This is a genomic window from Psychromonas sp. B3M02, from assembly GCF_003318165.1.
Lineage (GTDB): Bacteria > Pseudomonadota > Gammaproteobacteria > Enterobacterales > Psychromonadaceae > Psychromonas.
In genome coordinates, this window is record NZ_QOCB01000104.1 from 1 (window position 1) to 13,081 (window position 13,081).

Genomic DNA, 13,081 nt, shown 5'->3' on the forward strand with positions numbered 1-13,081 from the left:
CCCATTGATAGCTTGACCGTTGCTTTATCGCTAAAGTAGTCTTTTTTGAAATCGAATTCCATCTTGTTGTCTCTATGCTTAAAAATATGGACAGGAGTATAATACCAATCACTTCTTAAATGTAATTGATATATTAGCAATCACACCATTAATACCAATCATAGTAAGTAACTGATCTATTTTACTTGTTAAAACACCTTATTTTTTCGTTGTAAGTTTCGTATAGGGAACAACCATTTACATCAACTTACGCCTCAAACTAAGCCATTTTTCCGGCGCAAAATTTAGATCAGTTATTTAATACAATTGGTATAATTAATATCTAACGTGATTGATATAATTAACTCTCGAAAATTAAAAAGCCCAATGTTAGTGATAACATTGGGCTTTTTGTTAGCTATTTAATAACTTAATCAGTTATTTAGTTATTTAGTTATTTAGTTATTTAGCTATTTAGTATGAATGATGTAGGCTTTTTCATAGTCTGCTCGAATCTCTGAAAGTAGTCTATCCGCTTTACGTTGGCTGCTTAATGGGCCAACTCTTAGGTAATATAGGTCACCTTTTTGCTCAAAGTAGGTCATCACATGATATTTGTGAGTGGCTTTTTGAGTGAGTTGCTCTGCTTTTTCGGGGCTTGAGGTCACCAAGTATTGAATACTGTAATTGCCATCCACTGCTTCACTTTGTTCTTCATAAAGTGTGGAAGTGTCAGTTTCTTCAGGGAAGTGCAGTAGTTTAATCTCAACCTGTCCTGTGCCCGCTTTAATAATATCTAGTTTATCAGCCGCAGCATAAGAAAGGTCGATGATACGACCTTCATGGAAAGGACCACGGTCATTCACACGGACGATGATCTGTTTATTATTTTCTAAGTTAGTGACTTGCACATAACTGGGCAATGGTAAGTTTTTATGTGCCGCACTCATGGAGAACATATTGTAGCGTTCGCCGTTAGAGGTTAGGTGACCATGAAACTTATTACCGTACCAAGAGGCACCACCACGTTGTGTCAATTTGGTAATATCACGCCATACTTCATAATCAACACCACGTACCGTGTAATCTTTATTACCACCACGCGAATAGGGTTCATAACGTGGCACTGCATCTTCAACATTGTCTAGCGGTGGGATCTCTGCAGGAGCATGATCTTGGCTATATTGGTAACGACCATTAGCAGTATCTTGGTTGTTAGTATTGTCCGTTTTTGCTGTTTCATTGCTACTACATGCTGCTAAAAATAGGGCAACAAAACATAAGGTGATCAGGTGTTTTATCATATAACTACCGTTTAATATTAAATCGTTTATGCGTATGGATTGACATTAAAATACCAAATCCTGCAAGTAAAGTTACAATCGAGGTACCCCCAAAGCTCACTATCGGCAATGGGACACCTACAACAGGTAATAAACCACTTACCATGCCTATATTTACAAAAACATAAACAAAGAAGGTCAGTGTGATACTTCCTGCGATCAGTTTAGTGAAAGCATCCTGTGCTTGATTTGCAATGATCAAACCACGTGTTATCAGGAAGATATAAATGCTTAACAGGAGTAGGACACCAACAAATCCAAATTCTTCTGAAAAAACTGAAAAAATAAAATCGGTATGGCGTTCAGGCAAAAATTCCAGTTGTGATTGTGTGCCATGCATCCAACCTTTACCCCACAGTCCACCGGAGCCGATGGCTATTTTCGATTGGATAATATGGTAACCCGCACCTAGAGGATCAGCCTCTGGATTTAATAGCGTTAATACTCGCCCTCGTTGATAATCGAGCATCAAGAAAAACCATAAAATAGGAATAAAAGCTAATACCGCTGCTACGGCTAGGCCGATATATATCCAAGAAACACCCGATAAAAACAACACAAATATCCCTGAAGAGGCTACTAGAATAGAGGTGCCTAAGTCAGGTTGTTTAGCGATTAATAAGGTTGGGATAACCACTATAAGTAATGCAATAAAGGCTTGTCTAAAGCGTGTTGGCATGGTGAACTGACTAATATAATAGGCGACCATTAACGGCATGATCAGCTTCATTACTTCTGAGGGTTGGAACTTAGTAAAGCCTAAGTCTAACCAACGTTGTGCACCTTTACCGGTATGACCAATGACTAATACTGCAATTAATAGTAGCACACTGACCAGGAAGATTGCGGGTGTCCAGCGTTGGTACCATTCAGGCGGTATTTGTGCGATAAAAATCATCGCCGCAAGGGCTATCGCTAAGCGAGTAACCTGACGATATAGCATATCCAAGCCACCCACAGAATATAATACAGTTAAGCTGATGCTCATTAAGGCAAACAGACCCAATAGTAAATAAGGGTCGATATGCAAACGGTAAAAAATGCTTTTTTGAGCTTGAGTACTAACCATATTTACTGATCCGCTGAAGAGGTGGTTGGTATAGGTGACACTTGTTCTTTCTCTTTAAAGTATTCATCAAATAGTGCACGGGCAATAGGGGCCGCGTTGGTACTACCGCCACCGGCATTCTCTAATACTACGGTTGCTACAATTTCAGGTGACTCAAAAGGGGCAAAGGCAATAAACATGGCGTTATCACGATGACGTTCACTGATTTTATCTGCATCATAAACTTCATCTTCTTTAATGTTAATGACCTGTGCAGTACCCGATTTACCAGCCACTGTATAATCTGCATCGCCAAAACTACGGTAAGCGGTACCACGACGTTTACTGGTTACACCTTGCATCGCTTCTAATGCTATCTCCCAGTAGCGTTCACTAGCCAATGTTACTTTCTTACTGGTATCGTATTTAGGTGTCACTGTTTCATCAGCTGAAATAATAGACTGCAAAATATGCGGTTTAATATTATCACCACGACGCGCTAACATAGCAGTTGCTTTAGTTAACTGAATAGGCGTTACTGTCCAGTAACCTTGACCAATACCAATCGAGATAGTGTCACCATCATACCAAGGTTGATTAAAACGAGAGCGTTTCCAATCACGAGATGGCATGATCGCTTTAGTCTCTTCTGCGAGATCTAATCCACTGTATTCACCAAAACCAAATAAACGCATAAAGGGCTCAATACGATCAATACCTAGTTTATAAGAAGTATCGTAGAAGAAAGTATCACAACTTTGCTCGATAGCATGAAATACATCAACTAAACCATGACCCCAACGTTTCCAGTCACGGAAGCGGCGTTTTGAGTTAGGTACTATCCACCAACCTGGATCGTAAACTTGAGTTTCTTCGGTGATCACTTTTTCATCTAAGGCTAATAGTGCCATTTGTGGTTTGATCGTTGAAGCTGGCGGGTAACGACCCTGTGTTGCTCGGTTGATCAATGGACGATCTCGAGATTCTAATAAAGCTTGATATTGTTTTTGACTGATCCCAGTTACAAATAAGTTAGGATCGTAGCTTGGTGCAGAAACAAGGCTTAAGATTGATCCATTTCTTGCATCCATTAAAATAATGCTACCGCGGTTATCACCAAGTAACTCTTGGGCTTTTAGCTGTAAATTAATATCAATATTAAGCTTTATATCTTTACCAGGTGTGGGTGCGGTAAAGCTCAAAGTACGGATAACCTTACCCCAGCTATCTACCTCTACTTGGCGTTGTCCTGGTTGACCATGCAATATATCTTCGTAATATTTCTCAATACCTAGCTTACCAATGTAGTGAGTACCTTGGTATCGTGCTCGTTCACCCTTTGCTTCAATTTTTTCTAAATCGCGGTTATTGATTTTAGCAATGTAACCCAATACATGAGTAAAGGCGTTACCAAACGGATAGTAACGTTTTAAACTCGCTTGGATCGAAAAGCCTTTGAAAAGATGTTGGTTAACCGTAAATAGTGCCACTTCTTCGGGTGTCAGTTGGTCACGTATGGTGATTGCTTTGAAGGAGCGAGAGTAGCGGTTATTTTTATTAAATTTCTCGATTTCGTCATCGGTTAAGGAGAGGAGTTTGGTTAAACGCTTAATATCATTTTTCAAGTCATTGGCTTTATTCGCGATAACTTGCAGACTATATACCGGACGGTTCTCAGCTAAAATAACGCCATTTCGATCATAGATTAAACCTCGGTTTGGTGGGACGGTCTGTACGCTGATTCGGTTGGCATTGGAGCGTGTTTTATAAGTATCAAAGGAGTTTATTTGCAGGTAATACAGGTTGGTAAATAAAATGCCTACGGCAAATAAGATCCCTAAGAAAACCACAATGGTTCTGCGCATGAAGAGGGCAGATTCAGCACTGTGGTTACGGATGCTATTACGTTTTCTTTTCACCATCTACTCTCTGTGGTAAGGGTGATTAATTGTTAGGGTAAATGCGCGGTACAAGCTTTCTGCAACAATAATACGAACCAAGGGATGCGGTAATGTTAATGCAGAAAGTGACCAACGTTGTTCAGATAATTTGATGCATTCAGGCGCTAATCCTTCAGGGCCACCGATTAACAAACTAATGTTACGCCCATCGTGTTGCCATTTGGTCATTTCACTGGCTAATTGCTCTGTGGTCCAAGATTTCCCAGTCACTTCCAGCGTGACAATTTTGTTACCTTTTGGGATCGCTTCTAAGGTTAGTTCACCCTCTTTTTTTAAAATGCGTTTAATGTCTGCATTTTTACCACGTTTACCTGCGTTAATTTCCACTAGCTCAAGTTGCATCTCTTTCGGGAAGCGTCGTGCGTATTCAAGGTAACCTTTTTCAACCCAGTCGGGCATTTTGGTGCCCACTGCAATTAGCTGAATTTTCATTATGCCGTTTCAGTCCATAACTTTTCTAATTGGTAGAATTGACGAGTTTCGTCTTGCATTACATGCACGACAACATTACTCATATCAATCAGTACCCACTCACTGCCTTCAAGGCCTTCAACGCCTAGTGGCACTTCGCCGGCGTTTTTAGCTGCCAATGCAGTTTGCTCTGCAATTGAACGTACATGACGTTTTGAAGTACCCGTACAGATAATTAATGTATCAGTCACATCAGAGATATCAGCCACATCGATGGTTACGATATCTTTTGCTTTCATGTCTTCAAGTTGGTCAATGAGAAATGCTTTTAATTGGTCGTCTTGCAAGGGAATTTCCTTCCGTTTTTATTGATTAAATTGTAATAAGCCGCGGAGTATATCACGCAACTTATAAATTGGTCGCCTTTTGAGGTTAATTTCACATTTTTATTAACTGATAAACCATACAAATTAAATGCATTCCAGGGGAAAGTGTGATCTGTGTCACTTTTTTAAAAGATCCATCACTTGCAATAATATTGGAGTTTATTAGACTGGGTGGTCAAAAGTGGGGAAAAGTGTCGATTTGTGGATCTTTTTCTGAAAAAGTGGATCATTTACCCATCTAAAATGGAATTGAATAATCATGTTGCGTGGTGCAAATGCAATAAATCTTGATACAAAAGGACGTATTGCGATCCCGACTCGGTATCGTGATTGGCTGATGGATAACTGTCAGGGTCAACTTGTGTGCACCATCGATTTTCAATCTCAAAATTGTTTATTACTTTATCCATTACATGAATGGTTATTGATAGAAAATAAACTACGCGGTTTATCCAGTACCAACCCACAGGAAAGACGTATACAACGCTTGATATTAGGGCATGCCAGTGAGTGTGAACTAGATAAAAGTGGACGTACTTTAATCGCACCGACACTACGTCAACACGCAAAATTAGATAAGAAGATAATGTTAGTAGGGCAATTGAATAAATTTGAAATTTGGGATGAGCAAGTGTGGCATCAACAAGTACAGCAAGATCTACAAAGTGATATGTCGTTAGGCATGGAATTAAGTGATTCTCTTAAGGAGTTCTCGTTCTAATGAGTGAGCATATAACCGTATTATTAGATGAAGCTGTGGATGGTTTAGCGATTAAACCTGATGGCATTTATGTTGATGGCACCTTTGGTCGAGGTGGTCACTCTCGTCATATTTTGTCCAAACTAGGCCCTAACGGTCGATTAATTGCGATCGATCGTGATCCACGTGCGATTGCCACTGCCGAAGCATTAAAGTTAGAAGATAGCCGTTTTGATATCGTTCATGGGCCTTTTTCTGGTATTGCTGAATATATTAAAGAGATGGGATTAGCTGGCAAGATTGATGGTGTGTTATTAGATCTTGGTGTGTCATCACCACAATTAGATGATGCAGAGCGTGGATTTAGTTTTATGCGTGACGGCCCATTAGATATGCGTATGGATCCTACATCAGGGATCAGTGCTGCAGATTGGTTAGCAAAAGCAGATGTTGATGATATCGGCTGGGCATTAAAAACCTTTGGTGAAGAGAAGTTTGCTTATCGTATTGCGCGTGCAATTGTTGCTGATCGCGAAGAAACGCCTTTTACACGTACTTTACAGTTAGCACAGTTAATTGAACGTTTATGCCCTAAGCGTGAAAAGAAGAAACACCCCGCGACACGTAGCTTCCAAGGGATTCGCATCTACATTAACAGTGAACTAGAAGAGATTCATAAAGTACTGGATGGTGCTTTAGATATTTTGGCAATTGGTGGGCAACTATCAGTGATCAGTTTCCATTCTCTGGAAGATCGCATTGTAAAACGCTTTATTCGTAAACAAGAAAAAGGCCCTGAGTATCCAGCAGGTTTGCCGTTAACCGATGCACAAATGCAAGTCGGTAAGAACGTTAAATCTGTGGGCAAGGCATTAAAACCCAGTGCTGCAGAAATTCAAGAAAACCCGCGCTCGCGCAGTTCTGTGTTACGTGTTGCTAAAAAACTTAGACAGCCAGAGGCAAACTAAGATGGTGGCATCGCGTGATAACTTATTACTGATTATTTTGGCTGACTTACGTCACAACGCCATCTTGGTCATTCTAGGCATAATGATATTAATCAGTGCGTTATATAACATTTATATTACGCATGAAACACGCGAGTTGGTGACAAAAAAAGAGTATTTGTCACAACAGAAAGACAACTTAATGATTGAATGGCGAAACTTATTGATCGAAGAGCATACGCTTGATGAACATAGTCGGATCCGTTCCGTAGCTGGTGACCAATTATCAATGGCACAGCCAACTAAAAAAAATAGTGTATTAGTGGAAATCCGATGAATAGAAAACGCAGCACATCAAGGCCTAAAGCAGGTCCTCAAACGCGCAAGAAAAAAGTCTATCCAACGTATTCGTCGGGTCGATATCTTTTTGTAGCCGTCACTATATCTTTGATCGCCGTTGCCTTGATCTCTCGCCTTGCTTTTATTCAAATCCTAGAGCCTGAATACCTGACGAATGAAGCTGATAAACGTAGTTTACGTGTCACTAGTTCTGTTGCACACCGTGGCAATATTGAAGATCGTAATGGTGAAGAGTTAGCGATCAGTGTGCCTGCTTATGCCATTTGGGTTGATCCTAAAGAAGTTAAAAAACACTTTGCTTTCACTAAAGATGAGTGGGAAAACAGTGTGGTTGTTAACCCTAAAACTGGCCTAGAGCGTCATACTAAAAAGTTCTTTTATGAATCAAAAAAATGGCCGGCTCTAGCTGAAGTGCTTGATATTAAAATGGAAGACTTAGCAAAGGTATTACAAAAACCTCGTTCTCGTTTTGCTTATCTAAAACGCCAAGTTAATGATCCAGTTGTGCAATATGTAAAACAGTTAAAGTTATCAGGTATTGCTAGCCAACTTGAATCGCATCGTTTTTACCCAACGGGTGAAATTAATGCCAATATTTTAGGGTTAACGGATCTCGATGCACAGGGCATTGAAGGTATTGAAAAAAGTTACAATGATTATCTAGAAGGGCAAACCGGTAAGCGCCGTGTACGTAAAGACCGTTTAGGTAATGTGATCGATGATATTGAAGTCTTAAAAGAGAAAAAGCTAGCGGGTAATTTACAACTAACCATAGATCAACGTATTCAAGCCGTGGCTTACAGTGAATTAAAACGTGCTGTGAAAATGAATAATGCAACCTCTGGATCGATTGTGGTGATCGATATTCACAGCGGTGAAATTTTTGCAATGGCTAACTATCCTTCATTTAACCCTAATGATCGTAATCAATACCAAGCCTATAAATTACGTAATCGTGCCATTACTGATACCTTTGAGCCGGGTTCAACGGTTAAACCACTAGTTGTAGCCAGTGCGTTAATCCATCATAAAACCAATGTTGATGAGGTGATTGATACGTCTCCTGGTTGGATGAACTTAGGTGGTCGTCGAGTACGTGATAGCCATAACTACGGTAAAATGCACCTAGCCAAAATATTGAAAAAATCTAGTAACATTGGAGTAAGTAAACTTGCTTTGCGTTTAAAACCTGAAGAGTTGCAACAAACTTTTGCTGATTTTGGCTTAGGTAATGATACTGGTATTGGTTTAATTGGTGAAAGCGTGGGGCGTTTACCAATTCGTCACCGTTGGTCTGATTTTGAATTGGCGACTATGTCTTTTGGTTATGGGATAACGGCAACCACATTACAATTAGCTAAAGCTTACGGTATTTTAGGTAGCGGTGGTGTGCAATATCCATTGTCTATTATTAAAGGTGCTAAACAACCTGGTGAACAAGTTGTTCCTGAAAATATTGCGCGTGAAGTAGTAGAGATGATGGAAGGCGTTAGTGAAAAGGGCGGTACTGCACCAAAAGCAAAAGTTGATGGCTACCGTATTGCGGGTAAAACAGGTACATCACGTAAAGCGGAAGCAGGTGGTTACGGTGATGATTACGTTGCTGTTTTTGCCGGTTTAGCACCAGCTACTCGCCCACGTTTCTCGATTGCTGTGATGATTAATGAGCCACAAGGCGACCGTTATTACGCAGGTGATGTAGCTGCACCAGTATTCTCTGAAGTAATGAAAAGTACGTTACTGTTAACCCATGTATTACCTGACGGTGGAGATGAGAGTTACACCTACCTGGAGGCTAAATAATGGCCTCGGACAGCGCTCAACCCGATACTAGTTGTCCACTTTCTTGGTTGTTGGCAGACTTACTGCCAAACCAAGTTTCATCACTTTCTGTTAAAATTTCAGGCATGACCTTAGACAGCAGAGCAGTCACTTGCGGTGATCTGTTTGTTGCGGTACAAGGTGCTGTTAGTGATGGTCGTCAATTTATTGATAACGCGATTGCTTCTGGTGCTGCAGCCGTTTTATCTGAAACCTTAATAGAGCATGAAGACGGTAAATTAAGTGTTCAGGGTGATACGCCGGTTATTCACATTTTTCAGCTGCAACAGAAATTAAGCGCGATTGCTATGCGCTTTTATTTTCCCCAGTCAAACTTACACCATGTTACTGCGGTCACTGGTACAAACGGTAAAACGACTATTGCCAGTCTTTTAGCTAATAGTTATATGTTATTGGGTCAACAAAGTGCGCAAATGGGCACGATTGGTAATGGTTTATATAACCAATTACAAGCTAGTTTAAATACGACATTAGATGCTATTTCAGTGTGCCGCGAGTTAGCTAGTTATCAAGCCCAAGGTGCAACGCAAACGATCATGGAAGTTTCTTCTCATGGTTTAGTGCAAGGGCGTATTGCGGCGGTGCCATTTAATACCGCTATTTTCACTAATTTAACCCGTGATCACCTTGATTATCATGGCACTATGCATGCCTATGCAGAAGCCAAACAAACCTTGTTTGATAAATTTCCTTTAAAGCATCGTATTATTAATGCCAATGATGCCGTGGGAAGAGATTGGTTAGCAAAATACCCTGACGCTATTGCTTATGGTTTAAATATTGGTCAAAGCTTCACTAAGCAACATTACTTTAATGTGACTAAAGTAGATTATCTCCCACAAGGGTTAGCCTTTGAGTTTGCCTCAAGTTGGGGGGCAGGTATCATGACTAGCCCTTTTTATGGTGATTTTAATGTATTAAATATGGCAGCGGTAAGTTGTGCATTATTAGCTGATGGTGTGCGCTTAAACGACATCCAAAAAGTGATGGCAGAGTTAACCGTTGTCCCAGGCAGAATGGAGCAGTATTTCTTTGCGAAACAACAGATCACCTTTGTAGTTGATTATGCTCATACACCCGATGCATTAGATAATTCCTTACAAGCATTACAACATCATAAACAACAAGGTCGTATTATTGCGGTATTTGGTTGTGGTGGAGACCGCGATAAAGGTAAACGCCCGCTAATGGCTAGCGTTGCAGAACAAGGTGCTGACTTAGTAGTGATTGTTGATGATAATCCTCGCAGTGAAGAGGCGACTTTAATTGTAGAAGATATTAAAGCAGGGTTAAAAAAACCAGAGAAAGCGCTAGTGATACATGAGCGACAACAAGCGATTCAATACTTATTAGCTAATGCACAACAACACGATATAGTGTTATTAGCGGGTAAAGGTCATGAAGATTATCAGATATTTGGTGATAAAAAAGTGCATTATAGTGATCGAGAAACACTACAAGCATTAGTCAAAGAACAAGCAATACAGGACAACACCAATGATTGAACTTACTGTCGAACAGTTATGTGAAGCAACTCAGGGCCGTTTAAGAAAAGGTTATCATAGCGCCGCTAAATGCGCTTGTGTTTCTATTAACAGTGTCAGTACAGATACTCGTACTATTCAACAAGGCGATCTATTCATTGCCTTAAAAGGTCCATCATTTGATGCCCACCAACTATTAGCCAGTGCTCTTGAACAGGGCGCAGCTGTTTTATTGGTAGAGGAAGCGAGTGACCTTGCTATCTCATTCAATAATGTCGTAATTGAAGTAGCAGATACACGTATTGCATTAGGATTATTAGGGCGTTACGTCAGAGAGCAAATCAGCAACCTGAAATGCGCTGCTATTACTGGCAGTAATGGTAAAACAACCTGTAAAGAGTTACTAAGCGCCATCTTAACTGTACATTGCGACAATCAAAATGCCGTATTAGCAACGGCGGGCAATTTTAATAATGACATTGGTTTACCTTTAACCCTACTAAGATTGGCACAGCAACATCAATTTGCTGTGGTGGAATTAGGTGCAAACCATATTGGTGAGATTGCTTATACGTCAGCGTTGGCAAAACCCGATGTGGCTTTAGTTAATAATATTATGCCAGCACATTTAGAGGGCTTTGGTTCTCTTGAAGGAGTGGCCACCGCAAAATCAGAGATTTGGTCAAACTTAAATGCAACGGGGACGGCGGTTGTGAATCTTGATGCTAAATTTGCAGAGACGTTCATTACTCGATTAACTGAACAAAAACAGCGTTATATTTGCTTTTCAAAAGAGCCTAAAAACCAGGCCGCAGATGTGTTTGCTACCGACATTAGCAGTAACCCATTAGGGCAAGCGCAATTCACATTGAACATTAATTCAGCAAGCTGCTCAGAATACGTAAATAATCTGCAAAATATTGATGTGCAGTTGAACCTTCCAGGCTTACATAATGTCAGTAATGCATTGGCGGCAAGTAGTATGGCGTTAGCCCTAGGTTGCTCGTTATTAAGCATTAAAAAAGGGTTAGAAACGTTACAGCAAGTGGCTGGCCGTGTTAATTGTTCTGTATTGTCTGAACAGTTGACTGTGATTGACGATACTTACAATGCCAACTCTGCATCAGTGAATGCAGGTATTGATCTATTAGCGCAATATCAAGGCCAACGCCTGTTAATTTGTGGTGATATGGGCGAATTGGGTGATTATGCTGAACAAGAGCACGCTGCAATTGGTGAGTATGCTCAACAAAAAGGCATTGAGAAATTATTTACGGTTGGACATTTGAGTCAACTAGCAACAAATGCGTATAATGCGGCCTCTCAAAACGCAGAGGCGGAACACTTCTCAGACAAACAACAACTTGAATTAGCACTTGATGCTTTTTTAAGTGGTCAAAAATCGAAAGTAGTGGTGCTTGTTAAAGGCTCGCGCAGTGCAAGGATGGAAGAGATCGTGGCTTTCATTAAAGGGAAATTTAGTGCGTAAGCTTCATCATCAGCTATTAAGCTGCTTTACAAAATAGGATTTTAAAAAATGGTCGTCTGGTTAGCAGAGTTACTTTCGAGTCATTATACTTTTTTCAATGTTTTAACATACTTATCCGTGAGAATGGTGTTAGCTGTGTTAACCGCATTGGCATTTTCATTGTGGGCCGGGCCTAAATTAATTCGTTACTTACAAAGCCAGCAAATAGGCCAGATTGTACGTGACGATGGCCCTGAATCTCATTTTAGTAAAGCCGGTACACCGACTATGGGTGGTTTGTTAATTCTTGCCGCTATCGTGTTAAGTACACTGTTATGGGCAAGACTAGATAATCTTTATGTATGGGTGGTGATGTTTACGACCATCTCATTTGGTGCCATTGGTTTTATGGATGACTACTTAAAGGTTGTACGTAAACACCCAGATGGTTTGATTGCGCGTTGGAAGTACCTCTGGCAATCGGTTACTGCGTTAGTGTTAGGAGTCGTGTTATACCTGACTGCACAGGGCGATGCGCAATTAACTTTAGTGGTTCCTTTCTTTAAAGAATATATGCCTTACTTGGGCCTATTGTTTATTCCTTTAGTGTATTTCACCGTAGTAGGTAGTAGTAATGCCGTTAATCTAACAGATGGTTTGGATGGTTTGGCTATCATGCCAACAGTAATGGTTGCTGCTGCATTTGCATTAGTGGCTTACTTAACCAGCCATATTAACTATTCACACTATCTATTCATTCCTTATATCCCACAAGCCAGTGAGTTAGTGATTATTTGCGGAACGATTGTTGGAGCTGGGTTAGGTTTCCTATGGTTTAACACCTATCCTGCACAAGTATTTATGGGCGATGTAGGCTCATTAGCATTGGGCGCTATTCTGGGTGTGGTTGCTGTTCTGGTAAGACAAGAGTTTTTATTGGTGATTATGGGCGGTATTTTTGTATTGGAAACCGTATCCGTTATTTTGCAAGTAGGCTCTTATAAAATGCGTAAGCAACGTATCTTCAGAATGGCACCCATCCATCACCATTATGAGAAAAAAGGCTGGCCTGAACCACGTGTTATTGTACGTTTTTGGATTATCACAATTGTATTAGTCTTAGTCGGACTAGTGACATTGAAGGTACGTTAA

Annotated in this window: 12 protein-coding genes; 7 read left to right on the forward strand and 5 right to left on the reverse strand. The window is 40.4% G+C overall.

Features of this window, described 5'->3' with window-relative positions; translation table 11 throughout:
- Window positions 1–449: 449 nt before the first annotated feature.
- From DS885_RS11205 to rsfS, 5 genes are read right to left on the reverse strand one after another with little or no spacing between them, the layout of a single operon-like run.
- Entirely contained in the window at window positions 450–1,283 is an 834-nt protein-coding gene (locus tag DS885_RS11205) for a septal ring lytic transglycosylase RlpA family protein (protein ID WP_113819521.1), read from the reverse strand.
- Between the two features lie 4 nt (window positions 1,284–1,287).
- On the reverse strand, window positions 1,288–2,391 hold the full coding sequence (gene rodA, locus DS885_RS11210) for a rod shape-determining protein RodA (RefSeq protein ID WP_113819522.1): 1,104 nt from the start codon (window positions 2,389–2,391) through the stop codon (window positions 1,288–1,290).
- A gap of 2 nt (window positions 2,392–2,393) precedes the next feature.
- Window positions 2,394–4,289 (reverse strand): penicillin-binding protein 2, encoded by a 1,896-nt coding sequence (gene mrdA, locus DS885_RS11215; protein ID WP_113819568.1) that lies wholly within the window; start codon window positions 4,287–4,289, stop codon window positions 2,394–2,396.
- Window positions 4,290–4,292: 3 nt separating this feature from the next.
- Entirely contained in the window at window positions 4,293–4,763 is a 471-nt protein-coding gene (gene rlmH, locus DS885_RS11220; RefSeq protein WP_113819523.1) for a 23S rRNA (pseudouridine(1915)-N(3))-methyltransferase RlmH, read from the reverse strand.
- On the reverse strand, window positions 4,763–5,089 hold the full coding sequence (rsfS, locus tag DS885_RS11225) for a ribosome silencing factor (protein WP_113819524.1): 327 nt from the start codon (window positions 5,087–5,089) through the stop codon (window positions 4,763–4,765). The genes rlmH and rsfS overlap by 1 nt, the downstream gene beginning before the upstream one ends.
- A gap of 298 nt (window positions 5,090–5,387) precedes the next feature.
- On the opposite strand from rsfS, the gene mraZ reads away from it, so the two are divergent.
- Genes mraZ through mraY form a run of 7 tightly spaced genes read left to right on the forward strand, consistent with a single transcriptional unit; the run spans window position 5,388 to window position 13,081 of the window.
- The gene (mraZ, locus tag DS885_RS11230) at window positions 5,388–5,849 is read left to right on the forward strand and encodes a division/cell wall cluster transcriptional repressor MraZ (RefSeq protein ID WP_113819525.1); all 462 of its coding nucleotides are present in this window, start codon (window positions 5,388–5,390) and stop codon (window positions 5,847–5,849) included.
- Complete coding sequence (rsmH, locus tag DS885_RS11235) at window positions 5,849–6,796, forward strand: 16S rRNA (cytosine(1402)-N(4))-methyltransferase RsmH (RefSeq protein ID WP_113819526.1); 948 nt, start codon at window positions 5,849–5,851, stop codon at window positions 6,794–6,796. Before mraZ ends, rsmH begins: the two co-directional genes overlap by 1 nt.
- A 1-nt stretch (window position 6,797) precedes the next feature.
- Window positions 6,798–7,112 carry a cell division protein FtsL gene (gene ftsL, locus DS885_RS11240; RefSeq protein ID WP_113819527.1) on the forward strand — a complete coding sequence of 105 codons (315 nt, stop codon included), beginning with the start codon at window positions 6,798–6,800 and terminating at the stop codon, window positions 7,110–7,112.
- Window positions 7,109–8,938, forward strand: coding sequence for a peptidoglycan D,D-transpeptidase FtsI family protein (locus tag DS885_RS11245; protein WP_113819528.1), 1,830 nt, complete (start codon window positions 7,109–7,111; stop codon window positions 8,936–8,938). The genes ftsL and DS885_RS11245 overlap by 4 nt, the downstream gene beginning before the upstream one ends.
- On the forward strand, window positions 8,938–10,482 hold the full coding sequence (gene murE, locus DS885_RS11250) for a UDP-N-acetylmuramoyl-L-alanyl-D-glutamate--2,6-diaminopimelate ligase (protein WP_113819529.1): 1,545 nt from the start codon (window positions 8,938–8,940) through the stop codon (window positions 10,480–10,482). The genes DS885_RS11245 and murE overlap by 1 nt, the downstream gene beginning before the upstream one ends.
- Complete coding sequence (locus DS885_RS11255; RefSeq protein WP_113819530.1) at window positions 10,475–11,950, forward strand: UDP-N-acetylmuramoyl-tripeptide--D-alanyl-D-alanine ligase; 1,476 nt, start codon at window positions 10,475–10,477, stop codon at window positions 11,948–11,950. The genes murE and DS885_RS11255 overlap by 8 nt, the downstream gene beginning before the upstream one ends.
- A 48-nt stretch (window positions 11,951–11,998) precedes the next feature.
- Window positions 11,999–13,081, forward strand: a complete 1,083-nt coding sequence (mraY, locus tag DS885_RS11260; RefSeq protein ID WP_113819531.1) for a phospho-N-acetylmuramoyl-pentapeptide-transferase — start codon at window positions 11,999–12,001, stop codon at window positions 13,079–13,081.

Bases quoted from the DNA above. Each gene is read 5' to 3' on its own strand.
- murE (WP_113819529.1), top strand. From the start codon at position 8,938: ATGGCCTCGGACAGCGCTCAACCCGATACTAGTTGTCCACTTTCTTGG.
- DS885_RS11245 (WP_113819528.1), top strand. From the start codon at position 7,109: ATGAATAGAAAACGCAGCACATCAAGGCCTAAAGCAGGTCCTCAAACG.
- ftsL (WP_113819527.1), top strand. From the start codon at position 6,798: ATGGTGGCATCGCGTGATAACTTATTACTGATTATTTTGGCTGACTTA.
- mraZ (WP_113819525.1), top strand. From the start codon at position 5,388: ATGTTGCGTGGTGCAAATGCAATAAATCTTGATACAAAAGGACGTATT.
- rsmH (WP_113819526.1), top strand. From the start codon at position 5,849: ATGAGTGAGCATATAACCGTATTATTAGATGAAGCTGTGGATGGTTTA.
- rodA (WP_113819522.1), bottom strand. From the start codon at position 2,391: ATGGTTAGTACTCAAGCTCAAAAAAGCATTTTTTACCGTTTGCATATC.
- DS885_RS11205 (WP_113819521.1), bottom strand. From the start codon at position 1,283: ATGATAAAACACCTGATCACCTTATGTTTTGTTGCCCTATTTTTAGCA.
- mraY (WP_113819531.1), top strand. From the start codon at position 11,999: ATGGTCGTCTGGTTAGCAGAGTTACTTTCGAGTCATTATACTTTTTTC.
- rlmH (WP_113819523.1), bottom strand. From the start codon at position 4,763: ATGAAAATTCAGCTAATTGCAGTGGGCACCAAAATGCCCGACTGGGTT.
- DS885_RS11255 (WP_113819530.1), top strand. From the start codon at position 10,475: ATGATTGAACTTACTGTCGAACAGTTATGTGAAGCAACTCAGGGCCGT.